The sequence below is a fragment of the Streptomyces mexicanus genome (genome assembly GCF_902506575.1).
Lineage (GTDB): Bacteria > Actinomycetota > Actinomycetes > Streptomycetales > Streptomycetaceae > Streptomyces > Streptomyces mexicanus.
This window is the reverse complement of sequence record NZ_LR732544.1, coordinates 3,125,367-3,149,218: the sequence shown is the minus strand read 5'-3', so window position 1 is coordinate 3,149,218 and position 23,852 is coordinate 3,125,367. Positions and strand designations below refer to the sequence as shown.

Genomic DNA, 23,852 nt, shown 5'->3' with positions numbered 1-23,852 from the left:
GGTCGGGGGTGGCGGGCGGCGGGACATCCCCTAGTTACCCGAGCGGCCCTGCACGTACTCGGTCGGAATGACGGGTTCCCCTCGGGAGAGCTGGGTGGCCGACAGCGGCAGGTTGGCGCGGGCGGCCTGGTGCCGGGAGCGGGCCACGTCCAGCGGCTCGCGGCCGATGACCTCACCGCCCTTGACCAGCTGCACCAGCAGCTGCCGGTCGAGCAGCTCGGCGGGCACCTCCCCGGTGCCCACGACCTCGGCCTCGGCGATCCCGTCCGCGTCCAGCCGGCGCGCCGCCCACTTGCGGCCGCCGATGGAGGTCTTGCCGCCGCTGGACTTCTTCGCCACCGGCTTCAGCGGGGCCTTCGGATCGGCGGACTCGGCGCGGGCGACCAGCTTGTAGACCATGGAGGAGGTCGGGTGACCGGAGCCGGTCACCAGCTGGGTGCCGACCCCGTAGGCGTCCACGGGGGCCGCCGCGAGCGAGGCGATGGCGTACTCGTCCAGGTCCGAGGTCACCACGATCTTGGTGTTCGTGGCGCCCAGCTCGTCCAGCTGCTGACGCACCCGGTGGGCCACCAGCAGCAGGTCGCCGGAGTCGATGCGCACCGCGCCCAGCTCCGGCCCGGCGACCTCCACGGCGGTGCGGACCGCCTCCGTGACGTCGTAGGTGTCCACCAGCAGGGTCGTGTCCCGGCCGAGGGTGTCCACCTGGGCCTGGAAGGCGTCGCGCTCGCGGTCGTGCAGCAGGGTGAAGGCGTGGGCGGAGGTGCCGACGGTGGGGATGTTGTAGCGGAAGCCGGCGGCCAGGTCGGAGGTGGTGGCGAAGCCGCCGACGTAGGCGGCGCGCGAGGCGGCGACCGCGGCCAGCTCGTGGGTGCGGCGGGCGCCCATCTCGATCAGCGGGCGGTCCCCGGCGGCCGAGGACATCCGGGAGGCGGCGGCCGCGATGGCGGAGTCGTGGTTGAGGATGGACAGGATCACGGTCTCCAGCAGCACGCACTCGCCGAAGGACCCCTCCACCCGCATGATCGGCGAGCCCGGGAAGTACACCTCGCCCTCGGGGTAGCCCCAGATGTCCCCGCTGAAGCGGTAGTCGGCGAGCCACTGCAGGGTCGGCTCGTCCACGACCGCGCGCTCGCGCAGGAAGCCGAGGACGCCCGCGTCGAAGCGGAAGTTCTCCACCGCGTCCAGCACCCGCCCGGTGCCGGCCACGACGCCGTAGCGGCGCCCGTTCGGCAGCCGCCGGGTGAAGACCTCGAAGACGCAACGCCGCTCGGCCGTGCCGGCCTTCAGGGCGGCCTGCAGCATCGTCAGCTCGTAGTGGTCGGTGAAGAGCGCCGTCGAGGGAACGTCCACCGGCAGCCCAAGGTCCGCTGTGTTCATGATGTCGGATGGTACCCCCATTTCGTCAGTGTGACGATTGCCGGTGTCCCCGGCTCTCCGCGCTTCTCCCCGGTCCTCTCCGGTTCACCGCGCTCGTCCTCGGCGGCCGTCCGCCCGCCTCCCCGGCGGGTGCCTCCCGCCGCTTCACCCGGCCACCGGCCCTGCCCGTTTGTGCTCCTACCCCCCTGTGGTGGCAGCATGGGCCATGTGACGGCAGCCGCACCCATCGAGATCGAGAAGACCGAGTCGGCGGAAGAGGTCCACGCCGTACCCGAGCCGGACGTCCCCTGGGTGACGATCGTGCACAACGACCCGGTCAACCTCATGAGCTATGTCACGTATGTCTTCCAGACGTACTTCGGCTACTCCAAGGACAAGGCCACCAAGCTCATGCTCGACGTCCACCACAAGGGCCGGGCGGTCGTCTCCAGCGGCACCCGCGAGGAGATGGAGCGGGACGTGCAGGCCATGCACGGCTACGGTCTGTGGGCCACCCTTCAGCAGGACCGCAGGTAGGGCGAGCCCCGCGCGCCCCACCGCACCCCCACCAGCAGCCCACCCTCCCGGACGGACCGGAAGCAGCGAATCCTCTTCATGCCTGGACACTTCGAACCGCTCCCCGGCGGCGGCGCGGCCGTCGCCCTCGACGACGTCGAGATCTCCATCATCCGCTCGCTGGCGGTGCAGCTGCTGGAGCTGATCGGCCCCGGCCCCGCCGAGGAGGCGGGCGCCGACCCGCTGGCCGAGCTGTTCGCCGAGGGCCCCAGCGAGCCACCCGCCGACCCGGTCCTGCAACGGCTCTTCCCGGACGCCTACGGCGATCCCGAGGCGCGGCCGGCCGACGCCCAGGAGGCCGCCGAGCAGCGCGCCCGCTCCGCCGAGTTCCGCCGCTACACCGAGAACGACCTGCGCGCCGGCAAGCGGGAGAACGCCCTGGCGGTGGTCCACTCGCTGAACGAGCTGTCGTCCGCCGCGGCGGGGGGGGGCGGGGCCGGGCTGAAGCTGTCGCCGGAGCGGTCCCGGCGCGGGCTGGGCGCGCTGAACGACCTGCGCCTGGCCATCGGCGCCCGGCTGGAGATCACCGACGAGGACGAGGCCGACGACCTGTACCGCCTGCCGGACGAGGATCCGCGCAAGCCGATGGTGATGGCGTACCTGTGGCTGGGCGGGCTGCAGGAGTCCCTGGTCGCCACCCTCATGCCCTGAGTGTCCCGTTTCGGCCGCATTCGCCGGTTCCGCCACAGTGGTGTTCGCTCAGAGGACGCTCAAATCCGGATAACGATCCCATTACCAAGCCGCCCCCGTATGCCACAGTCCAGTGGCCTTTGTCCGGTTATGCCTGTGTGATGCATCACAGACCACGGGTGTGATCTTTGTTGCGCCCGTGATAAATCTTCACGACCGCCCGGCGAACACCACCCATGTTGCGCCGGGTGCGCCACCAGGCCGACGACCGTCGGCAGGCACCAGCTCCATCATCCGGGGGGATCGAGACCCGATCCGCGGCCGACGTCAAAGGTCCGGATCGGCATGGAGAAAGGCGCACCATCCATGACCTCAGTGCAGGTCGAACACCACAGCGACGGCAATGAGGCCGTGCAGGGCGGCGAGGGGTACAAGCGCGGGCTCGGCGCCCGGCAGATCCAGATGATCGCCATCGGCGGTGCCATCGGCACCGGCCTCTTCCTCGGCGCGGGCAAGGGCATCTCCAAGGCCGGCCCCAGCCTCATCCTGGCGTACGCCGTCGCCGGCTTCGTCATCTTCCTGATCATGCGGGCGCTCGGCGAACTGCTGATGTACCGCCCGGTCTCCGGCTCCTTCGCGGAATACGCGCGCGAGTTCATCGGCCCCTTCGCGGGCTTCGTGACCGGATGGACCTACTGGCTGTTCTGGGTGGTCACCGGCATCACCGAGGTCACCGCCGCCGCCGCGTACATGACGTACTGGTGGGACATACCGCAGTGGCTGTCGGCCCTGGTGTTCACCATCGTCCTCTACGGCGCCAACCTGATCTCCGTGAAGCTCTTCGGTGAGCTGGAGTTCTGGTTCTCGATGGTCAAGGTCACCGCGATCATCGGCATGATCCTGATCTGCGCCGGCATCCTGACGATCGGCTTCTCGGACGCCGGCGACACCGCCTCCCTGGCGCACCTGTGGAACGACGGCGGTTTCTTCCCGCACGGCGTCGGCAACTCGCTGATGACCCTGCAGATGGTGATGTTCGCCTTCCTCGCCGTCGAGCTGGTCGGCGTCACCGCCGGCGAGTCCAAGGACCCCAAGACCGTGCTGCCCCGGGCGATCAACACCGTGCCGTGGCGCATCGCCGTCTTCTACGTCGGCGCGCTGATCATGATCCTGTCGGTGGTGCCGTGGACGGCGTTCCAGCCGGGCGTCAGCCCCTTCGTCGCCGCCTTCCAGAAGATGGGCCTGGCCGCCGGCGCGGGCATCGTCAACTTCGTCGTCCTCACCGCGGCCCTGTCCTCCTGCAACTCCGGCATGTACTCCACCGGCCGCATGCTGCGCGACCTGGCGCTCAACAGCCAGGGTCCGAAGTTCTTCACCAAGCTGACGCCCAGCGGCACCCCGCTGGTCGGCACCACGTTCTCCGCCGCGCTGATGCTGGTCGGCGTGTGGATCAACTACCAGTGGCCCGGCAAGGCGTTCGACTACGTGGTGTCCTTCGCCACCATCTCCGGCATGTGGGCCTGGATCGTGATCCTCATCAGCCAGATCCGCTACCGCGCCAAGTCCGACCGCGGCGAGCTGCCCCGTTCGGAGTTCCGCGCCCCGTTCGCCCCGTTCGCCAGCTGGTTCGCGCTCGCCTTCATCGCCCTGGTGATCGTGCTGATGGGCGTCGACAAGGACGCCCGGATCTCGCTGTACTGCGCGCCCGTCTGGGCCGCCGTCCTCGGCGTCGGCTACGCGGTGCTGCGGCGCCGCAACCCGGAGGCGGCCGCCTTCCACAAGCGCTGACCGGCCACCCCCCAAGGACGTCCAGCGGGAGCGGGCACTCGTGGAGCCCGCTCCCGCTGCCGCTCAGGACGTCCGGCATACGGGCCGTTCCGTACCACACACCGGTACGGAACGGCCCTTCTGCTTATCCTGTGCCCCATGCTGACCATCACCCAGTCGCTCTACGACCAGATCGTGGCCCACGCCCGCGAGGACCACCCCGACGAGGCGTGCGGCGTGATCGCCGGTCCCGTGGGCTCCGGCCGGCCCGAGCGGTTCATCCCCATGCTGAACGCGGCCCGCTCGCCCACCTTCTACGAGTTCGACTCGCAGGACCTGCTCAAGCTCTACCGCGAGATGGACGACCGCGACGAGGAGCCCGTGGTCATCTACCACTCCCACACCGCCACCGAGGCCTACCCCTCCCGCACCGACATCTCCTACGCCAACGAGCCCGGCGCCCACTACGTGCTCGTCTCCACCGCCGATGCCGACGGCGCCGGCGAGTTCCAGTTCCGCTCGTTCCGGATCGTGGAGGGCGAGGTCACCGAGGAGGAGGTCAAGGTGGTCGAGGCCTACTGATCTCGCAGCGTGGACGGTAAACGTCCGCACGGTGAGATCACACTCCGGGCCCGGGACCGGGAATCGATACGATGAGCCCATGGTTCTTCTCGACGTGAGCGACAAGGCGCCGGGCACGCTGCTCGTGGCGCGGCTGCACGTCGACCTGTGCAGGCTGAACAGCGCCATCTGTTGATCCACCGTGCTGCCGCCGTGCGGCCGTGAGCCGCGGCGCTCCCGCAGTGCCGCAGGCCCGGGCGGCCCCCGGGCACGCGCCTGACCGAACCGACGACACCTTCCGACAGGAGCCCTGAGCCATGGCCATCGAGGTCCGCATCCCGACCATCCTCCGCCAGTACACCGACGGTCAGAAGGCGGTGGAGGGCAACGGGCAGACCCTCGCCGACCTGTTCGCCGACCTCGAGACCCGGCACCCGGGCATCCAGGCGCGCATCGTCGACGGCGACCAGCTGCGCCGCTTCGTCAACGTCTACCTCAACGCCGAGGACGTCCGCTTCCTCGACGGCATCTCCACCAAGCTGTCCGACGGCGACAACGTCACGATCCTGCCGGCCGTCGCCGGTGGTATGGCCTGATCGGCATGCGGTACGAGTCCCCGCTGGCCGCGGTCGGCAACACCCCTCTGGTGCGCCTGCCGCGGCTGTCGCTGTCCGACGACGTACGGATCTGGGCCAAGCTGGAGGACCGCAACCCGACCGGCTCGGTCAAGGACCGCCCCGCCCTGCACATGATCGAGCAGGCGGAGAAGGACGGCCGGCTGACCCCGGGCTGCACCATCCTGGAGCCCACCTCCGGCAACACCGGCATCTCGCTGGCCATGGCCGCGAAGCTCAAGGGCTACCGCATGGTCTGCGTGATGCCCGAGAACACCTCGCAGGAGCGCCGGGACCTGCTCGCCATGTGGGGCGCGGAGATCATCTCCTCCCCGGCCGCCGGCGGCTCCAACACCGCCGTGCGCGTCGCCAAGGAGCTCTCCGCCGAGCACCCGGACTGGGTGATGCTCTACCAGTACGGCAACCCGGACAACGCCGGCGCGCACTACGCCGGCACCGGCCCGGAGATCCTCGCCGACCTGCCCTCGATCACGCACTTCGTCGCGGGCCTGGGCACCACCGGCACCCTGATGGGCGTCGGCCGCTACCTGCGCGAGCACAAGCCGGACGTGCAGATCGTCGCCGCCGAGCCGCGCTACGACGACCTGGTCTACGGCCTGCGCAACCTCGACGAGGGCTTCGTCCCCGAGCTGTACGACGCCTCCGTGCTCACCACCCGCTTCTCCGTCGGCTCCGCCGACGCGGTCACCCGCACCCGTGAACTCCTCCAGCAGGAGGGCATCTTCGCGGGCGTCTCCACGGGCGCGGCGCTGCACGCGGCGCTCGGCGTCGGCAAGAAGGCGCTCAAGGCGGGGGAGTCCGCCGACATCGTCTTCATCGTGGCCGACGGCGGCTGGAAGTACCTCTCCACCGGCGTCTACACCGCGGCCACCACCGAGGAGGCCATCAAGACCCTCCAGGGGCAGCTCTGGGCCTGACCCGGCCGCACGAGCACTCACCGCGGCCCCCGGCCGCACCCGCACGCACCCGGGCTCCGGGCCGTACGCGCGCACTCAGGCCCCGGCCGGCTCGACCGGCCGGGGCCTCGGCGTGCGCGGGGCAAGGGATCCTGGTGTGCTGGTAACACGTCACACCGGCATCAGGGCACCGGGCACCCGCAACGGGTCAGCAGGAAGGCGGCCGCCCATGCGCCGTACGACGCTCCCGCGCACCACACCCGTCACCGTCGCCGCCGCGGCGGCCCTGCTGCTGGCCGGCTGCGGCGCGGGGGACGGCTCCGCGGGACCTCCCGGCTCCGCAGCGCCGTCCGGCTCCGCAGCGCCGTCCGGCGCCTCCCGCGCCCCGGCCGGCCCGGGGACGCCGGACGCCTGCACCGCCCACGCCGAACTCGGCGCCGCCGACTCCGGCCGCACCCTCTGCCTCACGGCGGGCGGCGAGCTGCGGCTGCGCCTGGAGGGCAGCAGGGACCGCCCCTGGAGCCCGGTCGAGGCCACCGGCACCGCGCTGAAGGCCGTCAACGCGGGCATCGTGATCCTCCCGGGCGACGCGCTCGCCGCCTACCGCGCCGTCGCGCCCGGCACGGCCCGGCTGAGCGCCTCCCGCCCGCTGTGCCCGACCGGCCCCGGCCACGTCTCCTGCCACGGCCTCGAGGAGTGGACGGTCACGGTGAGGGTGACGCGGTCATGAGGCGCGCGCCCACGGGGCAGGAGGTCGCCGGACGGCTCACCCGGCCAGGTAGCGCACCTGGTCCCACAGGACCGGGTCCACGACCCCCACCCGGCGCTGGAAGTCCCACACCGGCACCTCGCGCACCTCGTCGGTCTGCAGGAAACTGGTCCGTCCGTGCGCGTCCCCCACCGACCCGGGCGGCAGCGGGATCACCCCGGCCCGCTCGTCGTGGTACTTGCTGGTGATCCCGGCGACCCTGGCCCGCTTGCCGTGCACGGACAGCACCAGACAGGGCCGCTCCCTGACCGCCGGGCCCTCCCCGAGGGGGACACTCGCCCACCAGATCTCCGCCGGCTGCGGCCGCGCCCCCGGACCGGCCGGCCGCCCCGCTGCCCGCCGCCTGCGCCCTGCGGGCCGGCGGCCGCGTCCCCAGCCGTCGACGAGCGTGGCCACGAGCGCGAGCAGGACCACCGCCGCGAGGGCCAGCCACCAGGACGTGTCCATAAGGACGACGTTACCGGCGCGCGACACACGGCGCGCGCCCTCTTCCGCACTCCATGCGCCCCACGTCCAGCCGAACCGGTGACAGGACAGGTGAGTTCCCCCACAACAGCCCATGACGAAGGGGCTACCGGCCGTTTCGCGCCTTACGCTCGACGGACCGCACGACCCCCGTCACCTTCTGTATGTTTCCCGCCAGCGGAGGTTTCTGCTCCATGAAGCTCACCGTCGTCGGCTGCTCGGGGTCGTTCCCGTCCGCGGAGTCGGCCTGCTCGAGCTACCTGGTAGAGGCCGACGGCTTCCGGCTGCTGCTCGACATGGGCAACGGCGCCCTCGGCGAGCTGCAGCGTTACTGCGGTCTCTACGACCTCGACGCGATCTTCCTCAGCCATCTGCACGCCGACCACTGCATCGACATGCTCGCCTACTTCGTGGCCCGCTTCTACCGGCACGAGGGCGGGCGCTGCGCCCCCCTGCCGGTCTACGGCCCGGAGGGCACCGAGCACCGGCTGACCACCGCCTACGCCGACACCCCCACCGCCTCCTCCATGAGCGAGGTCTTCGACTTCCGCACGGTCAAGCCGGGCACCTTCGACATCGGCCCCTTCGCCGTGCACACCGAGCGGGTGGCCCACCCCGTGGAGGCCTACGCCATCCGCCTCGAGCACGGCGGCCGGTCCCTGACGTACTCCGGCGACACCGGCGTCAGCGACGCCCTGGAGGACCTGGCGCGGGAGGCCGACCTGTTCCTGTGCGAGGCGGCCTTCACGGACGGCAAGGAGGACATCCCCGACCTGCACCTCAACGGCCGCGAGGCCGGCGAGGCCGCCGCCCGGGCCCGCGCCCGGCACCTGGTCCTCACCCACATCCCGCCGTGGACCGACCCCCACATCAACCTCACCGACGCCCGCGCGGTCTACACCGGCCCGGTGGAACTGGCGGCGCCCGGGGCGACGTACGAGATCTGAGACCGTCCGACGCGACGACGAGGCCCCCCGAGCCGGCTGCGGCTCGGGGGGCCTCGTCGGGCTGTGGAGGACCTCACGCCTTCGTGAGGTCCTCGACCTCCTCCTCGGGCTCGCGGCCCGGGGTGGGGAGGTCGAACTTGAGGATGGCGAAGCGGAAGGTCACGTAGTAGATCACCGCGAAGACCAATCCGATGGGGATGATCAGCCAGGGCTTCGACGCCAGGTGCCAGTTGAGCGCGTAGTCGATGAAGCCGGCCGAGAAGTTGAAGCCGTCGTGCACGCCCAGGCCCCAGGTCACCGCCATCGACGCGGCGGTCAGCACGGCGTGCAGCACGTACAGCACCGGCGCGATGAACATGAACGAGAACTCGATCGGCTCGGTGACACCCGTGACGAACGAGGTCAGCGCGAGCGAGACCATCATGCCGAGCACGACCTTGCGACGCTCGGGACGGGCGCAGTGCGCGATGGCCAGCGCGGCGGCCGGCAGACCGAACATCATGATCGGGAAGAAGCCGGACTGGAACAGACCGGCGGACGGGTCACCGTGCAGGAAGCGCGGGATGTCGCCCTGCCAGACCTGGCCGGCGGCGTCGGTGAAGCTGCCCAGCTGGAACCAGGCGACCGTGTTCACGAACTGGTGCATGCCGACCGGGATCAGCGCCCGGTTCACGCCGCCGAACAGGGCCGCGCCGCCGGAGCCGAGGCCGGTCATCCAGTCGCCGAAGTCGCTGATGCCGTTGCCGATGGGCTTCCAGATCAGCGCGAAGACGACACCCACCACGATGCCGACGAAGGCCATGATGATCGGCACCAGCCGGCGGCCGTTGAAGAAGCCCAGCCAGTCCACCAGCTTCGTGCGGTGGAACCGCTGCCAGAGCACGGCCGACAGCAGGCCCATGATGATGCCGCCGAGCACACCCGGGTTGTTGTAGGTGGCCTCGACGATCTTGCCGTTCTCGATGTGCTGCTGGGTCAGCGGGAAGGCCTCGAGGACCTTGCTGTAGACGAGGAAGCCCACCACCGCGGCCAGGGCGGTCGAACCGTCGGCCTTCTTGGCGAAGCCGATGGCGACACCGATGCAGAACAGGATCGGCAGCGAGCCGGTCAGCGCGCCACCCGCGTTGCTGAAGACGGCGGCGACCTTGTCCCAGCCCAGCCCGTCCTTGCCGAAGATGTCGTCCTGGCCGAGCCGTACCATGATGCCGGCGGCCGGCAGGACGGCGATCGGGAGCTGCAGGCTGCGGCCGACCTTCTGCAGGCCCTGGAACAGGCCGGAACCCCGCTTCTTCGCGGGTGCCGCCGTCGATGTGGCGGTGGCGGTGCTCATTTAAGCTTCCTCCATCGGGTGGTGGTCTACACCACTCAGTGGTGTAGACCTGTTGTAGCACGATGAAGGCGGCGTAAGGAACCCGTGATTCCGCGACCGGACCGCTACCGACCGTGGCCCTTGCCGGCCCCGTATTCCGGGCCCGTCAGGCCCTCGTGAGGTCCTCCACCTCCTCCTGTGGCTCCCGCCCGGGCGTCTTCAGATCGAACCGCGAGATCGCGAACCGGAACACCCCGTAATAGACGACGGCGAAGCACAGCCCGATCGGCACGATCGCCCACGGCCGCGTCGCCAGGTTCCAGTTGATGACGTAGTCGATCAGCCCCGCCGAGAAACTGAACCCGTCGTGCACCCCCAGCGCCCACGTCACCGCCATCGACACCCCCGTGAGCACCGCGTGCACCGCGTACAGCACCGGCGCGACGAACAGGAACGAGTACTCCAGCGGCTCCGTGATCCCCGTGACGAACGACGTCAGCGCCACCGACAGCATCAGCCCGCCGACCTCCTTGCGGCGCGCCGGCCGGGCACTGTGCGTGATCGCCAGCGCCGCCGCCGGCAGCGCGAACATCATGATCGGGAAAAAGCCCGAGGTGAACTGCCCCGCATGCGGATCACCGGCCAGGAACATGTTGACGTCACCGTGCACCACCGTCCCGTCCGGCCTGGTGTAACTGCCGAACTGGAACCAGATCGGCACGTTCAGGAACTGGTGCAGGCCGATCACCAGCAGCGCCCGGTTCGCCAGCCCGAACACACCCGCGCCCCACGCCGCCGCCGCGCTCAGCCACGTACTGAACGACTCCAGCCCCCGGCCGACCGGCGGCCACACCCACAGGCACAGCGCCGCGAACAGGATCGCCACGAACGCCATCACGATCGGCACCAGCCGCCGCCCGTTGAAGAAGCCCAGCCAGTCCACCAGCCTCGTGCGATGCAACCGCCGCCAGAAGAACGCGGACAGCAGCCCCATCACGATCCCGCCGAAGATCCCCGGGTTCTGGTACGTGAACGCCGTCACCGTCCCGTTCGCCGCCTGGCACCCCGTGGCGATCGTCCGCGCCCCGGCCGGGCAGCCGATCGGAAACTGGTGCAGCACGTTGTAGTAGACGAGGAAGCCCGCCACCGCCGCCAACGCCGTCGAGCCGTCCGCCTTCTTCGCCATGCCGATCGCCACACCCACGCAGAACAGCATCGGCAGACCCAGCTGCCCGTCCAGCAGCGCACCGCCCGCACCCGCCATCACCTTCGAGACGGCGATCCAGCCCAGCCCGTCCCTGCCGAACACATCCGGCTGCCCCAACCGGTTGAGGATGCCCGCCGCCGGCAGCACCGCGATCGGCAACTGCAGACTCCGGCCCATCTTCTGCAGCCCCTGGAACAGCCGGTTCCACCCCTCACGGACGGCAGACACCCTGGCGTCGGCACTCTCGGCGGTCATCGGCGTCCTCCGCGTTTGGCCGGGGCGCGGGCTGTGGTGTAGACCAGTTGACGGACGGTTCCGCGTCGTGAACGCCATCCTGAGGCACCCACGGCACGACCGCTCGCGAAGATGGGCCAACTGTGGGTTACCGCGACAAAGCGGTCCGGATCAGGGAGAAGCACCATGGCCAGCAAGGCTGAGAAGATCGTTGCCGGACTCGGCGGCATCGACAACATCGAGGAAGTCGAAGGCTGCATCACCCGGCTGCGCACCGAGGTCAACGACCCCTCGCTGGTCGACGAGGCCGCACTCAAGGCCGCCGGCGCCCACGGCGTCGTGAAGATGGGCAACGCCATCCAGGTCGTCATCGGCACCGACGCCGACCCCATCGCCGCGGAGATCGAAGACCTGATGTGAACCGGCACGGTTCACCTCTCGATTCACCTACAAGGGGCTCCTCCCCCACGCGGGAGGAGCCCCTCGCGCACAGGGCACTAGGCTCGACGCCATGTCTCGCATCGACGGCCGCACGCCCGAACAGCTCCGCCCCGTCACCATCGAACGCGGCTGGAGCAAGCACGCCGAGGGCTCCGTCCTCGTCTCCTTCGGCCACACCAAAGTCCTGTGCACCGCCTCCTTCACCGAAGGCGTGCCCCGCTGGCGCAAGGGCAGCGGCGAAGGCTGGGTCACCGCCGAATACGCCATGCTCCCCCGCGCCACCAACACCCGCGGCGACCGCGAGTCCGTCAAGGGCCGCATCGGCGGCCGCACCCACGAGATCAGCCGCCTCATCGGCCGCTCCCTGCGATCCGTCGTCGACTACAAGGCACTCGGCGAGAACACCGTCGTCCTCGACTGCGACGTCCTCCAGGCCGACGGCGGCACCCGCACCGCGGCCATCACCGGCGCCTACGTCGCCCTCGCCGACGCCATCGCCTGGGCCCAGGACAAAAAGCTGATCAAGCCCGGCCGCAAACCCCTCACCGGCACCGTCAGCGCCGTCTCCGTCGGCATCGTCGCCGGCGTCCCCCTCCTGGACCTCTGCTACGAGGAAGACGTACGCGCCGACACCGACATGAACGTCGTCTGCACGGGCGACGGCCGCTTCGTCGAGGTCCAGGGCACCGCCGAGGCCGAGCCCTTCGCCCGCGACGAACTGAACGCCCTGCTCGACCTCGCCCTGGCCGGCTGCGCCGACCTCGCCGAGATCCAGCGCACGGCACTCGACAAGTAACCCCGCGCCGGCCCCGCGCACCTCGCTTCCAAGGACAAGGGGCCACGACGAAGACGGCCGTCCGTAGCAACCCTCGACCCCCGCCCCCGCGTCCCCACCGGTACGGGCGTACGGCACCACCGCCGTACGCCCCGCCAGGACGAGGGGGAGGACACCCAGCCATGGCCGCGAACCGACGCCGACGCCCGCGCCGCACCACAGCCATCGCCGCACCGGCCCTCCTGGCCGCCCTCGCCCTGACCGGATGCGACACGGTGGACACGGCCCTCGACTGCGTCCGGACCGCCGACTCCATCGCCGACGGCGTCACCGACCTCCAGCAGGCCGTGCAGAACGCGGCGAACGACCCCACCCGGGCCGACGAGGCCCTGAACTCGATCGAGAAGAACCTGCGCAGCATCGGCGACAAGACGGACAACGCGGACGTCGACAAAGCGGTGGACGACCTGGACAAGGCGGTGGCCCGGGTCCGCACCGCCCTGAAGAACGGCGACCGCACACCCGACCTCACCCCGGTCACCGACGCCGCCGGCGAACTGACCAAGGTCTGCACCCTCTGACCACCCCCCGATACTGGTGGGCATGACCCGCTTGATCCTCGCCACCCGCAACCCCGGAAAGATCACCGAGCTGAGGGCGATCCTCGCCGACGCCGGCCTGCCCCACGAACTGGTCGGCACCGACGTCTACCCCGAGGTCCCCGACGTGAAGGAGACCGGTGTCACCTTCGCCGAGAACGCGCTCCTCAAGGCCCACGCCCTCGCCCGGGCCACCGGCCTGCCCGCCGTCGCCGACGACTCCGGCCTCTGCGTCGACGTCCTCGGCGGCGCCCCCGGCATCTTCTCGGCCCGCTGGTCCGGCCGCCACGGCGACGACGAGGCCAACCTGCGCCTCCTGCTCGCCCAGCTTTCCGACATCGCCGACGAGCACCGCGCCGCCCACTTCGCCTGCGCCGCGGCCCTCGCCCTGCCCGACGGCACGGAACGCGTGGTGGAAGGCCGACTGCACGGCGTACTGCGCCGCGAGCCCACCGGCACCAACGGCTTCGGCTACGACCCCATCCTCCAGCCCGAGGGCGAGAGGCGCACGTGCGCGGAGCTGTCCCCGGAGGAGAAGAACGCGATCAGCCACCGGGGCAAGGCGTTCCGGGCGCTGGTACCGGTGGTGCGGGAGCTGCTGGGCTGACCATGCAGAAAAGGGCCTGCGCAACTGAGCTTCGTTCGCAGGCCCTCTCGGGTGCGGCGGAAGGGATTCGAACCCTCAAGCCCGATCAAGGGCCACAGATCCTAAGTCTGCTGCGTCGCCATTGCGCCACCGCCGCTGGCTGCCTGTCATGGTACCGGGAGCGCCTCCCCCCTTCCGCCCCCTGCCAGGTGCTCGTGACCGCAGGGCGGTACGGGCACAGCCGGCGCGCTCGGAAGGGGGAAGGGCCGCGCCTCAGATGCCCAGGTCCTTGATGATCTTGGCTACGTGGCCGGTGGCCTTGACGTTGTACAGGGCGCGTTCCACCTTGCCGTCCTCGTCCACGACGACCGTCGAGCGGATGACGCCGGTGACGGTCTTGCCGTACAGCTTCTTCTCGCCGAAGGCGCCGTAGGCCTCCAGGACCTTCTTGTCGGGGTCGGCGAGCAGGGTGACCTTCAAGGACTCCTGCTCGCGGAACTTCGCCAGCTTCTCCGGCTTGTCGGGGGAGATGCCGATGACGTCGTAGCCGGCGCCGGCCAGCAGGTCGAGGTTGTCGGTGAAGTCGCAAGCCTGCTTGGTGCAGCCGGGGGTGAGGGCGGCCGGGTAGAAGTAGACGATGACCTTGCGGCCCTTGCGGTCGGCCAGCGACACCTCGTTGCCGTCGGCGTCGGGGAGGGTGAAGGCGGGGGCCACGTCCCCGGGCTGGAGTCGCTCGGTCATCGAAGCTCGTCTCCTCGTCGTGCCAAATAGCGTGTCGCTCCGAGGGTAACCGGGGGTGCCGACAGTGCGGTCGCGGCGGGAGCTGACAGACTGTGTGCACAGGCATCAGTGGACTTCGGAGGCGGTACGGTGGCGGACACGGCGGACACCAGGACCCCGGCTGAGATCGAGGCGGACATCAGGCGCCGCCGCGAGGTGCTGGCCGAGACGCTCGACGAGATCGGGATGCGCGTGCACCCCAAGACCCTCGTCGGGGACGCCAAGGCCAAGGTCGTCTCCCATGTCGACCACACCCTGGGCCGGGCCTATGTCCAGGTCAACCGGGTGGTGAGCGAGGTGCGGACGCAGTTCGTGGACGCGGAGGGCGCGCCGCGCGTGGAGCGCATCGTGCCCGTCGCGCTGCTGGCCGTCGGGGTCGTCGGGCTGCTCGCGCTGGGCGTGCGACGGCGCCGGGACCAGTGAGGGACCAAGGGTGGTGCGCGGGGCGGGTCGCGCTGGTGCCACCCGGCCGCGTACGGACACGGTGAAAGCAGGTAGGTTCGAGGAGTGAGCGCCAACAGAAACGAGCAGAGCACCCATCAGGACAAGCTGCCCATCCGCATGCTGCACGACCGGGTGCTCGTCCGGCAGGAGACGTCCGAGGGCGAGCGTCGTTCGGGCGGCGGCATCCTGATCCCGGCCACGGCGGCGGTGGGACGCCGGCTGGCCTGGGCGGAGGTCGTCGCGGTCGGGCAGAACGTGCGGACCGTCGAGCCCGGCGACCGGGTGCTGTTCGACCCGGAGGACCGGGCCCAGGTCGAGGTGCGGGGGACCGCGTACGTGCTGATGCGTGAGCGTGACCTGCATGCCGTGGCCGCGGACCGGTTCGAGGGGTCGGAGGACTCCACCGGCCTGTACTTGTGACGCTGTGGTCCGTTGAGTCGCCCCACGCGGGGTGAAGGGGCCGGTGACCGTTGTCACCGGCCCCTTCGTCGTTCTTTTGCTAGCCTCGGGAGCGAGCCCGACGAGACGCGCCGTACCGGGTCGAAGGCAAAGACGACGCACCTGTCCGACATCTGTTGCGCGACAGCGGTGTCGTTGTCGCCCGTCGTCTCGGAGGTGCCCGTCGTGGCCTGGGTTCTGCTGATCGTCGCCGGCCTGCTGGAAGTGGCCTGGTCGATCGGGATGAAGTACAGCGAGGGCTTCACCCGTCTCGTCCCCAGCCTGTTCACCGGAGCGGGGATCGTCGCCAGCATGCTGCTGCTGTCCTGCGCGGCCCGCTCCCTGCCGATCGGTACCGCCTACGGCGTGTGGGTGGGGATCGGTGCGGCCGGTGCGGCGGTGCTCGGCATGGTGGTGCTGGGCGAGCCGGCGACCGCCGCCCGGATCTTCTTCGTGTGTCTGCTGCTGGTGGCCGTGGTGGGGCTCAAGGTGACCTCCGGCCACTGAGCCCCACCACGTGTCGCCTTCCCCGGGCGGCGCCGGGGCGGTGGCGCGCTAGCCGTTCCCGTCCCCGGTGCCGGTGCCCGGGCCGGTGGCCGTGCCCCCTGGGCCGGCGGTGCCGCCCGCGTCGGTGCCGCCGGTGGTCGGGGTGGAGCCGCCGTTGCCCGCGGTGCCGCCCGCGCCCGTGCCGCCGCCGGTGGTGGGAGTGGAGCCGCCGTTGCCCGTGCTGCCGGTGTCCGTGCCGCCGGTGGGAGGCGTGCCGCCGCCGGCGGTGTCTCCGGCGGTCCCGGCGGTGCCGGTGCCCGGGGTGCCGCCCGTTTGGCCCTGGCCCTGCGTCTGCCCCTGGTCCTGGCCCTGCTGCCCCTGGGTGTCCTGGCCGCCGGTGGCGTCCGTGCCGGGGGTGTCGCCGGTGCTCGACTCGCCGGCGCCGGGCGCCTGCGAGGTGCTGTCGCCGGGGATCGGCTGCACCTTGTCGGCGCCGGCCTGCAGCTGGAGGTCGAAGTCGTGCACGGGGGTGCCCTTCAGGGCGTCCCGGGTGAACTGCGCCCAGATCTCCGCGGGTGCGCCGCCGCCGTTGATGCGGTCCAGGCCCAGCGCGCCGTAGAGCGACTTGTGGGCGGCGGTCTGCGGGTCCTGGCCCATCACGGAGACGACGGTGGCCAGGTCGGGGGTGTACCCGGCGAACCAGGCCGCGGTGTCCTCCTCGGCGGTGCCGGTCTTGCCGGCGGCGGGCCGGCCGGCGGCCTGCGCGGCGGTCGCGGTGCCGTTCTCCACGACGGACCGCAGCACGGAGGTGGTGGTGTCGGCGGCCTCGCGGCTGATGGCCTGGGAGGCGGCCTGCTCCGGCAGGTCCACCACGTGGCTGCCGTCCTTGGTGATCTTCTTGATGATGGTGTACGTGCCGTGCCGGCCGTGGTCGGCGAGGGTGGCGTAGGCCTGGGCCATGTCCAGGACGCTGGCCCTGGCCACGCCGAGCGCGATGGACGGGCTGCCGATCAGCTCGGGGGTGTCGGTCGGCAGGCCGAGGTCGATCGCGGTGTCCTTCACCTTGCCGGAGCCGACGTCGACGGCCATCTGCGCGTAGACCGCGTTGACGGACTTGTCGGTGGCCTCGCGGACGGTGATGTTGCCGTAGGAGTGCTGGTCCTCGTTCTCCGGGGCGTAGTAGCCGGTCCAGCCGCGCACGGGCCGCTTGTTGGTGCCGTCGTAGACGGTGTTCGGGGTGATCGGGCGGCCGTCCTGGGTCCGGGAGCCGTTCTGCACGGCGGAGGCCAGCACGAACGGCTTGAACGTGGAGCCGACCTGGAAGTCCCGGCGGGTGGCGTTGTTCGTGTACTGCTGGACGTAGTCGATGCCGCCGTACATGGCCACGACCTGGCCCGTCTTGGGGTCGATGGCGGCGCCGCCGGCCCGCACGTAGCGGTCGACCTTGTTGTTCTTCTTGTCCAGCTTGCTCATCAGCCGGTCGTCGACCGCCTTGACGAAGGCGTCCTGCTTGCTCTTCTGCAGGGTGGTGGTGATGCGGTAGCCGCCGGCGGCCAGCTCCTGCTCGCTGAGGATGTTGTTCTTGTCGAGGTAGTCCTTCACCGCGCGGACGATGTAGCCGCGCTGCCCGGACATGCCGGTGGGCACGGTGGCCTCCTTCGGCATCGGGAACGTCATCCCGGCCCGTTCGGAGGCGCTGAGCCAGCCCTTCTTGACCATGCCGTCCAGGACGTAGTTCCAGCGGGCGACGGCGGCGGCCTTGTTCTCGGGGTGGGCGACGACGTCGTACTCGCTGGGCGCGTTGACCAGCGCGGCGAGGTAGGCGGCGCGGGCCGGGTCGAGGTCCTTGGCGTCCATGCCGTAGTAGGCGCGGGCGGCGGCCTGGATGCCGTAGGCGTTGCGGCCGAAGAAGCTGGTGTTCAGGTAGCCCTCGAGGATCTCGTCCTTGGACTTGCTGTGGTCCAGCTTGATCGCGATGAAGAACTCCTTCACCTTGCGGGTGACGGTCTGCTCCTGGCCCAGGTAGTAGTTCTTCACGTACTGCTGGGTGATCGTGGAGCCGGACTGCTTGCCCTTGCCGGTGGCCGTGTTCCAGCCGGCGCGCAGCATCGCCACCGGGTCGACGGCGGACTCGGTGTAGAAGTCGCGGTCCTCGGCGGCGAGCACCGCGTGCTGGGCGTCCTTGGAGATCTGGGCGAGGGTGACGTTCTCGCGGTTGATGTCGCCGTCGCGGGCGATCTCGCTGCCGTCGGCGTACAGGTAGACGTTGGCCTGCTTCATCGCCAGCGCGTTGGCCGGCGGGATCTTCACCAGGGAGTACCCGACGAAGAACGCGCCGACCACCAGCACGACGACGGTGATGAACCCACCGAGCAGCATGCGCCAGGTGGGCAGCAGCCGCCGCGCCCCCCGCTCCCGGACGAAAACCCCCGCGCAGGCCCCCCCGCCGGGGCCGGCCCCGCCGACACCCGGGCCGCCGGCCACCCCCGCGCGGGGCGGCACGCCCCCGCGAGCGCGGGCGGCGCGGAGGGCGACGCGTCCCGGGCGCCCCTGGCCCGGCCCCGCCTGCCCACCCGCCCGCCGGGCGCGGGGGGGGGGGGGGGGGGGCGGGTCGGGCCGGGGGTGCCGGGGGTCCTTCCGGTCGTGCCGGGGGTCCTTCCGGTGGCGGACACGGCGGTGATCTTGGTGGTGGGTGTGTCGACGGCTCCGGGGACTCCGGGGCGCCCACGGCCTGCGGGGCCGCCATGGCCTGCCGGGCCTTCAGGACCTCCGGGGACTTCGGCGTTGCGGGCCCCGGAGGCTCCGGAGGCGCCGGAGGGTCCGGAGGCGGCGAAGGTCGCGCGGGTGGGGCCGGTGCCGGTCCCGGTGCTGTTTCCGGTGGTGGTTCCCGTGGTGTTTCGGGTGGCGGTACGTTCCGCCGGTGTACGTCCTGCGGGGCCGTTTCCTGCGGGGCCGTCTCCTGCCCGGGTGCCCGCGGCGGCTGCCGCGGCGGTGCCCCGTCCCGGCGTGCTCGGCCGGCCGCCCGGGGCGGCGTTCGCGCCCGCGCCGCCCCGCGCGGGCGCGTCGGAACCGCCGCGCCCGGCGGCTCGCTCGGCTCGTCCGGCCCGCTCAGTGCCCTCGGTGCGCTCGGTCCCCTCGGCTCCGGCGGCTCCCGGCGTGCCCGCGCGGTCTCCCGCCGCGGCCGCTGCCGGCCGTCCGGCCCGGGGCTCGCCCGGCCGTCCGCCCCAGGTCTCGGTCGGCCGCCCGTCGCGGGCGTCGCGCCGGGACGGTTCCTGGGCGCGCCGCTCGGCCCCGGCGCGGACACCGGGTCCGGCCGGGGGCTCGGCCCGACGCCCAGCCGCGCCGTCGCGGTCACCGTCGCTGCCGCCGTCGCGGTCGCCGCGGTCGTCGGCGTCGCCGTGGTGGCGGCCTCCCACGGCCTGACCCCGGCGGCCCTCCTGCGCGTTCCTGACGTCCCGGGTGTCCCTGGTGTCCCGGCGGTCCCAGATGTCCCGGGTGTCCCCGGTGTCCTGGGCGTCCCGAGTCTCCCGGGTCTCCCGGGCCGCCCCGCTGTCTCCCGCCGCGGCGGAGGGCCGGGCCGGGGTGCCGGCCGGGCGCGGTGCGGGCCGCTGGGCCCTGTCGCGCGGCTCCCTCGCCTGCGGCTCGGTCGGCGGCTGGGCCTCGCCCGGCGCCTCGGCCTGCGGCTCGGGCTGCGGCTCGGTCGGCGGCTGCGCCTCGGCCCGAGGCTGCGGCTCGTCGCTCATGTCGTGCACGGACTCCTGTTTCGCGTCGTACGTTCCCGTACGCCCTCAAGCGCCTTCTGCGCCCCCGGATGAAGACTGTCGCACCATGCGTTCCGGTTCCGGCCGCGGGCCTGCTTCTGGCCGCGGCCGGGCCGGAAAACGCGTGGCACGCCGCGCCGTGCGCGCACTAGGCTCCTGCGCTTCGGTGTCGGCGGACCTTGGAGGGCGTGACGTGGGCGCTGGGCGGTTGTACGCGGCCGTCGCGGCGGGGGGATTCAGACGGTACGCGACCTATCGGGCGGCCACGGCGGCCGGGGTGTTCACCAACACGGTGTTCGGGCTCATCCTCGTGTACACCTACCTCGCGCTGTGGGACGTCCGGCCGCATCTGGGCGGGTACGACCGGGCCCAGGCCGTGACGTACGTGTGGCTGGGGCAGGCACTGCTGTCCACGCTCGCGATCGGCGGTGGCGGCGTCGAGGACGAGCTGATGGAACGGATCCGGACGGGCGACATCGCCGTCGACCTGTACCGGCCCGCCGACCTGCAACTGTGGTGGCTGGCGGCCGACGTGGGCCGGGCGATGTTCCAGATGCTGGGCCGCGGCGTCGTCCCGTTCCTGTTCGGGGCGCTGTTCTTCCCCGTCGCGCTGCCCACCGACCCGGTGACCTGGGCGGCCTTCGTCGGCACGGTGCTCTCCGCGATGCTGGTCAGCTTCGCCCTGCGGTTCCTGGTGGCGCTCAGCGCGTTCTGGCTGCTCGACGGCACCGGCATGGTCCAGATGGCGTCGCTGGCCGGGATCTTCTGCTCGGGGATGCTGCTGCCGCTGAACGTCTTCCCCGGCGCGCTCGGCGAGGTCGTCCGCGTGCTGCCGTGGTCCTCGCTGCTGCAGGCCCCCGCCGACGTCCTGCTCGGCCGCGCCGACCCGCTGGGCACCTACGCGTTCCAGCTGGCCTGGGCGGTGGCCCTGCTGGCGCTGGGCCGGCTGCTGCAGACCCTGGCGACCCGGCGGGTGGTGGTCCAGGGTGGCTGAGGTCACGGGCGCGGGACGCCGCCGAGACCGTACGGGCGGACGCGGCAGCCGTATGGGCGGGAGCAGAGACCGTACGGACGGGGGCGACAGCCGTACGGACGGGTGCGGTGCGGCCGGGTCCGGCAGCGGCGGCAGCCGGCCGGTGGACGGGCGTGGCACCGGCGGCAACCGGCCGGCGGGCGGGCCCGGCAGCGGCGGCAGCCGGGTGGCGGACGGGCTGCGGGCCTACCGCCTGATCGCCGGGATGTGGCTGCGCTCCACGATGGCCTACCGGGCCTCCTTCATCATGACCACGATCGGGAACTTCGCGGTGACCGCGCTGGACTTCGTGGCGATCCTGCTGATGTTCTCCCGCGTGGACGCGCTCGGCGGCTACACCCTGCCCGAGATCGCCTTCCTCTACGGGCTGTCCGGCGTCTCCTTCGGCCTGGCCGACCTCGCGATCGGCTCGATGGACCGGCTGGGGCGGCGGGTGCGCGACGGCACGCTGGACACGCTGCTGGTGCGTCCGGCCCCGGTGCTCGCCCAAATCGCCGCCGACCGGTTCGCGCTGCGGCGGCTGGGCCGGGTCACGCAGGGCGCGCTGGTGCTGGGCTACGCCTTCGCCACGCTCGACGTGCACTGGACGGCCCTGAAGGTGCTGCTGGTGCCGGTGATGGTGGTGAGCGGCTGGGCGATCTTCTGCGCGGTGTTCGTGGCCGGGGCGGCGTTCCAGTTCGCCGCGCAGGACGCCTCCGAGGTGCAGAACGCCTTCACCTACGGCGGCACCACGCTGCTGCAGTACCCGCCGACGGTGTTCGCGAAGGAGCTGGTGCGCGGGGTGACGTTCGTGCTGCCACTGGCCTTCGTCAACTGGCTGCCCGCCACCTACGTGCTCGGGCGGCCGTATCCGCTGGGGCTGCCGCGGTGGACGGCGTTCGCCTCGCCGCTGGTCGCGGCGGTCTGCTGCGCGCTGGCGGGGCTGGCGTGGCGGGCGGGGCTGCGCTCGTACCGCAGTACGGGAAGCTGAACGGACGCGGAAGGGACGCGGAGGATGGAACTGGACGACGGACCGGGCGGAGAGCCGCGAACGGGCGTGGCGCCGGGCGAGGAGTCGGCCGGGCGGCCGGGCGAGCGACCCGGCGAGGGGCTGAGCGAGGCGCCGGACCGGAAGCCGGGCGAGGGGTTCATCGAACTCGACCGGGTCGAGAAGGTCTTCGACGTGCGCAAGCGGACCGGGTTCCTCAGGCGCGAGCGGCGGCAGGTGCGGGCGGTCGACGGGATCTCCTTCCGCGTGGCGCGCGGCGAGATGGTCGGCTACATCGGCCCCAACGGCGCGGGCAAGTCGACGACGATCAAGATGCTCACCGGCATCCTCACCCCGAGCGGCGGCCGGCTGCGGGTGGCCGGCATCGACCCCGCGCGCGAGCGGACGCGCCTGGCACAGCGCATCGGGGTGGTGTTCGGGCAGCGGACGACCCTGTGGTGGGACCTGCCGCTGATCGACTCCTACCGGCTGATGCACCGCATGTACCGCATCCCCGACGCCCGCTACCGGGAGAACCTCGACCGCTGCGTCGAACTCCTCGAACTGGCCGACCTGCTGGACGTCCCGGTACGCCAGTTGTCGCTCGGCCAGCGCATGCGCGGCGACATCGCGGCGGCCCTCCTGCACGACCCGGACGTCCTCTACCTGGACGAGCCCACCATCGGCCTGGACGTGATCAGCAAGGCCAAGGTCCGCGCGTTCCTGAAGGACCTGAACGCCGAACGCGGTACGACCGTGCTGCTGACCACCCACGACCTGCAGGACATCGAGCAGCTGTGCTCGCGGGTGATGGTCATCGACCACGGCCGCCTGATGTACGACGGCGCGCTGGCCGGGCTGCACGCGGCGGGCGGGAGCGAACGCGTCCTGGTGGTCGACCTGGAGCGCGAGCTGCCGCCCATCGAGGTGCCGCCCGCGCGCGTGGTGCGCGTCGAGGGGCCCCGGCAGTGGCTGGCGTTCCCGGCGGCCGAGTCGGCGGCGCCGCTGGTGGCCCGGATCGCGGACCGCTGCCCGCTGGTGGACCTGTCGGTGCGGGAGCCGGACATCGAGGCCGTGATCGCCCGGATGTACGCGCAGGGCGCGACCGGCGGGGCGGAACGAACGGCCTCGTAGCCTCTCTGGGCCGGAAGCGGCCTCCCCGGGCCGGGAGCTTCACCTGTCCGGGAGCGGCCTCCCCAGGCCGGGAGCCGCTTCTCATGGCCGGAAGCAGCTTTCCGTGTCGGGGGAGTGTCGGGGGCGCGGGGCCCGGATGTGGATCCCCGGCCTCCGGTCGACGACCTCGTCTTGCGTGCGGCGACCTCGTACGCTGCTGCCCATGACCGACGAAGCCCCGGAACTGCGTGCGTCCGACGCCGACCGCGAACGAGTCGCCGAGGTCCTGCGGGACGCCCTGGCCGAGGGGCGTCTGGACATGGAGGAGTTCGAGGAGCGGCTGGAGGCCGCCTACAAGGCGCGCACGTACGGGGAGTTGACGCCGCTCACGCGCGACCTGCCGGCCGGGCGGCACGCGACGGCTCCCGGGACGTTCTCCGGAACCGACCCCGCCGTGTCCCTGCGCAAGGAAGCGGTGCCGGGCGGCGGTTGGGGCGGCCGCGTCGTCGGCGGCGAGGGCTCCTCGTCGTGGGCCGTCGCCATCATGTCCGGCTTCCAGCGCAAGGGCACCTGGACCGTGCCCAAGCGGTTCACCTGCTTCGCCTTCTGGGGCGGCGGGGAGATCGACCTGCGCGAGGCGAACTTCGCCGACGGCGAGGTCGAGATCAACTGCGTCGCGATCATGGGCGGGGTGGAGGTGATCGTGCCGCCCGGCGTCGAGGTGGTCGTGCGCGGCATCGGCATCATGGGCGGCTTCGACCACCGCGAGGAGGGCGTACCGGGGGAGCCGGGTGCTCCGCGCGTGGTCGTCACCGGGTTCGCCTTCTGGGGCGGCGTGGGCGTCGAGCGCAAGCTGACCAAGGCCGAACGCCTGCGCCAGAAGGAGGAGGCCCGCCGGGAAAAGCTGGAGCGCCGGGCCCAGCGCCGCGAGCTGCACGCCGCCCGCCGCGAGGAGCGCCGGCAGGACCGGGTCTTCCGGCGGGAGGAGCACTGGGAGGACCGGTAGCGCCGTCACCAGGGCCGCTTCCGGCGCTGGTGCCCGCTCACCCGTCCTAGCCTCCGCTTCCTCTTTCTTTT

General features: G+C 71.8%; 26 protein-coding genes, 1 tRNA gene and 1 riboswitch. Of the genes, 20 read left to right on the top strand and 7 right to left on the bottom strand.

Going from position 1 to position 23,852, the window contains the following annotated elements; genetic code table 11:
* Positions 1–30 precede the first annotated feature (30 nt).
* Positions 31–1,377, bottom strand: a complete 1,347-nt coding sequence (locus tag GV126_RS14075) for a nicotinate phosphoribosyltransferase (RefSeq protein WP_159666315.1) — start codon at positions 1,375–1,377, stop codon at positions 31–33.
* 198 nt (positions 1,378–1,575) lie between these two features.
* Here GV126_RS14075 and clpS point away from each other — a divergent pair, with 198 nt between their 5' ends.
* The 8 genes from clpS to GV126_RS14035 all read left to right on the top strand — a co-directional run bounded on the left by clpS (position 1,576) and on the right by GV126_RS14035 (position 7,151).
* Positions 1,576–1,893, top strand: a complete 318-nt coding sequence (clpS, locus tag GV126_RS14070) for an ATP-dependent Clp protease adapter ClpS (protein WP_159666313.1) — start codon at positions 1,576–1,578, stop codon at positions 1,891–1,893.
* A 78-nt stretch (positions 1,894–1,971) separates the two neighbouring features.
* Positions 1,972–2,583, top strand: coding sequence for a DUF2017 domain-containing protein (locus GV126_RS14065; protein WP_159666311.1), 612 nt, complete (start codon positions 1,972–1,974; stop codon positions 2,581–2,583).
* A gap of 345 nt (positions 2,584–2,928) precedes the next feature.
* On the top strand, positions 2,929–4,350 hold the full coding sequence (locus tag GV126_RS14060) for an amino acid permease (protein WP_159666308.1): 1,422 nt from the start codon (positions 2,929–2,931) through the stop codon (positions 4,348–4,350).
* A 138-nt stretch (positions 4,351–4,488) separates the two neighbouring features.
* The gene (locus GV126_RS14055; protein WP_159666306.1) at positions 4,489–4,911 is read left to right on the top strand and encodes a M67 family metallopeptidase; all 423 of its coding nucleotides are present in this window, start codon (positions 4,489–4,491) and stop codon (positions 4,909–4,911) included.
* A 79-nt stretch (positions 4,912–4,990) separates the two neighbouring features.
* Positions 4,991–5,086, top strand: a complete 96-nt coding sequence (locus tag GV126_RS37295; protein WP_019065921.1) for a putative leader peptide — start codon at positions 4,991–4,993, stop codon at positions 5,084–5,086.
* 121 nt (positions 5,087–5,207) lie between these two features.
* A complete protein-coding gene (locus tag GV126_RS14045) occupies positions 5,208–5,486 on the top strand; it encodes a MoaD family protein (RefSeq protein ID WP_159666302.1) in 279 nt (92 codons plus the stop codon).
* Between the two features lie 5 nt (positions 5,487–5,491).
* Positions 5,492–6,442 carry a PLP-dependent cysteine synthase family protein gene (locus GV126_RS14040; protein WP_159666300.1) on the top strand — a complete coding sequence of 317 codons (951 nt, stop codon included), beginning with the start codon at positions 5,492–5,494 and terminating at the stop codon, positions 6,440–6,442.
* Positions 6,443–6,650: 208 nt separating this feature from the next.
* Positions 6,651–7,151 carry a hypothetical protein gene (locus GV126_RS14035; RefSeq protein WP_159666298.1) on the top strand — a complete coding sequence of 167 codons (501 nt, stop codon included), beginning with the start codon at positions 6,651–6,653 and terminating at the stop codon, positions 7,149–7,151.
* Positions 7,152–7,187: 36 nt separating this feature from the next.
* On the opposite strand, the gene GV126_RS14030 is transcribed toward GV126_RS14035, so the two are convergent.
* Positions 7,188–7,637, bottom strand: a complete 450-nt coding sequence (locus GV126_RS14030; RefSeq protein ID WP_159666296.1) for a type II toxin-antitoxin system PemK/MazF family toxin — start codon at positions 7,635–7,637, stop codon at positions 7,188–7,190.
* Positions 7,638–7,849: 212 nt separating this feature from the next.
* Here GV126_RS14030 and GV126_RS14025 point away from each other — a divergent pair, with 212 nt between their 5' ends.
* On the top strand, positions 7,850–8,602 hold the full coding sequence (locus tag GV126_RS14025) for an MBL fold metallo-hydrolase (protein ID WP_159666294.1): 753 nt from the start codon (positions 7,850–7,852) through the stop codon (positions 8,600–8,602).
* A 73-nt stretch (positions 8,603–8,675) separates the two neighbouring features.
* On the opposite strand, the gene GV126_RS14020 is transcribed toward GV126_RS14025, so the two are convergent.
* A complete protein-coding gene (locus GV126_RS14020; protein WP_159666292.1) occupies positions 8,676–9,932 on the bottom strand; it encodes a PTS transporter subunit EIIC in 1,257 nt (418 codons plus the stop codon).
* Positions 9,933–10,077: 145 nt separating this feature from the next.
* Entirely contained in the window at positions 10,078–11,373 is a 1,296-nt protein-coding gene (locus GV126_RS14015; protein WP_159673682.1) for a PTS transporter subunit EIIC, read from the bottom strand.
* 165 nt (positions 11,374–11,538) lie between these two features.
* On the opposite strand from GV126_RS14015, the gene GV126_RS14010 reads away from it, so the two are divergent.
* The 4 genes from GV126_RS14010 (at position 11,539) to rdgB (ending at position 13,774) form a co-directional block, all read left to right on the top strand.
* Positions 11,539–11,772: a PTS sugar transporter subunit IIB gene (locus tag GV126_RS14010; protein WP_159666290.1), complete on the top strand. Its 234-nt coding sequence runs from the start codon at positions 11,539–11,541 to the stop codon at positions 11,770–11,772.
* Between the two features lie 91 nt (positions 11,773–11,863).
* A complete protein-coding gene (gene rph / locus GV126_RS14005) occupies positions 11,864–12,589 on the top strand; it encodes a ribonuclease PH (RefSeq protein ID WP_159666288.1) in 726 nt (241 codons plus the stop codon).
* 161 nt (positions 12,590–12,750) lie between these two features.
* A complete protein-coding gene (locus tag GV126_RS14000; protein ID WP_159666286.1) occupies positions 12,751–13,149 on the top strand; it encodes a hypothetical protein in 399 nt (132 codons plus the stop codon).
* A gap of 22 nt (positions 13,150–13,171) precedes the next feature.
* The gene (gene rdgB, locus GV126_RS13995) at positions 13,172–13,774 is read left to right on the top strand and encodes an RdgB/HAM1 family non-canonical purine NTP pyrophosphatase (RefSeq protein WP_159666283.1); all 603 of its coding nucleotides are present in this window, start codon (positions 13,172–13,174) and stop codon (positions 13,772–13,774) included.
* A 52-nt stretch (positions 13,775–13,826) separates the two neighbouring features.
* Here the strand turns inward: rdgB and GV126_RS13990 are convergent.
* Both GV126_RS13990 and bcp read right to left on the bottom strand, forming a co-directional pair.
* Positions 13,827–13,910, bottom strand: a tRNA-Leu gene (locus GV126_RS13990).
* 116 nt (positions 13,911–14,026) lie between these two features.
* The gene (bcp, locus tag GV126_RS13985) at positions 14,027–14,494 is read right to left on the bottom strand and encodes a thioredoxin-dependent thiol peroxidase (RefSeq protein WP_028421890.1); all 468 of its coding nucleotides are present in this window, start codon (positions 14,492–14,494) and stop codon (positions 14,027–14,029) included.
* 129 nt (positions 14,495–14,623) lie between these two features.
* Between bcp and GV126_RS13980 the strand changes: the two genes are divergently transcribed.
* The 3 genes from GV126_RS13980 to GV126_RS13970 all read left to right on the top strand — a co-directional run bounded on the left by GV126_RS13980 (position 14,624) and on the right by GV126_RS13970 (position 15,922).
* Positions 14,624–14,956 carry a DUF3618 domain-containing protein gene (locus GV126_RS13980; protein WP_159666281.1) on the top strand — a complete coding sequence of 111 codons (333 nt, stop codon included), beginning with the start codon at positions 14,624–14,626 and terminating at the stop codon, positions 14,954–14,956.
* A gap of 84 nt (positions 14,957–15,040) precedes the next feature.
* Positions 15,041–15,397 carry a GroES family chaperonin gene (locus GV126_RS13975; protein ID WP_028421892.1) on the top strand — a complete coding sequence of 119 codons (357 nt, stop codon included), beginning with the start codon at positions 15,041–15,043 and terminating at the stop codon, positions 15,395–15,397.
* 79 nt (positions 15,398–15,476) lie between these two features.
* Positions 15,477–15,539: riboswitch (guanidine-III (ykkC-III) riboswitch) on the top strand.
* Between the two features lie 62 nt (positions 15,540–15,601).
* Complete coding sequence (locus GV126_RS13970; RefSeq protein ID WP_159666278.1) at positions 15,602–15,922, top strand: DMT family transporter; 321 nt, start codon at positions 15,602–15,604, stop codon at positions 15,920–15,922.
* Between the two features lie 48 nt (positions 15,923–15,970).
* Here the strand turns inward: GV126_RS13970 and GV126_RS13965 are convergent, their stop codons facing one another.
* Positions 15,971–18,403: a transglycosylase domain-containing protein gene (locus tag GV126_RS13965; protein WP_438947843.1), complete on the bottom strand. Its 2,433-nt coding sequence runs from the start codon at positions 18,401–18,403 to the stop codon at positions 15,971–15,973.
* 1,467 nt (positions 18,404–19,870) lie between these two features.
* On the opposite strand from GV126_RS13965, the gene GV126_RS13960 reads away from it, so the two are divergent.
* From GV126_RS13960 to GV126_RS13945, 4 genes are all read left to right on the top strand, one after another.
* A complete protein-coding gene (locus GV126_RS13960; RefSeq protein WP_237331036.1) occupies positions 19,871–20,656 on the top strand; it encodes an ABC transporter permease in 786 nt (261 codons plus the stop codon).
* Between the two features lie 52 nt (positions 20,657–20,708).
* Positions 20,709–21,665: an ABC transporter permease gene (locus tag GV126_RS13955; RefSeq protein WP_236569985.1), complete on the top strand. Its 957-nt coding sequence runs from the start codon at positions 20,709–20,711 to the stop codon at positions 21,663–21,665.
* A gap of 24 nt (positions 21,666–21,689) precedes the next feature.
* Positions 21,690–22,796 (top strand): ABC transporter ATP-binding protein, encoded by a 1,107-nt coding sequence (locus GV126_RS13950; RefSeq protein ID WP_236569984.1) that lies wholly within the window; start codon positions 21,690–21,692, stop codon positions 22,794–22,796.
* Positions 22,797–22,998: 202 nt separating this feature from the next.
* Positions 22,999–23,781 carry a DUF1707 SHOCT-like domain-containing protein gene (locus tag GV126_RS13945; RefSeq protein ID WP_159666272.1) on the top strand — a complete coding sequence of 261 codons (783 nt, stop codon included), beginning with the start codon at positions 22,999–23,001 and terminating at the stop codon, positions 23,779–23,781.
* Positions 23,782–23,852: the final 71 nt, after the last annotated feature.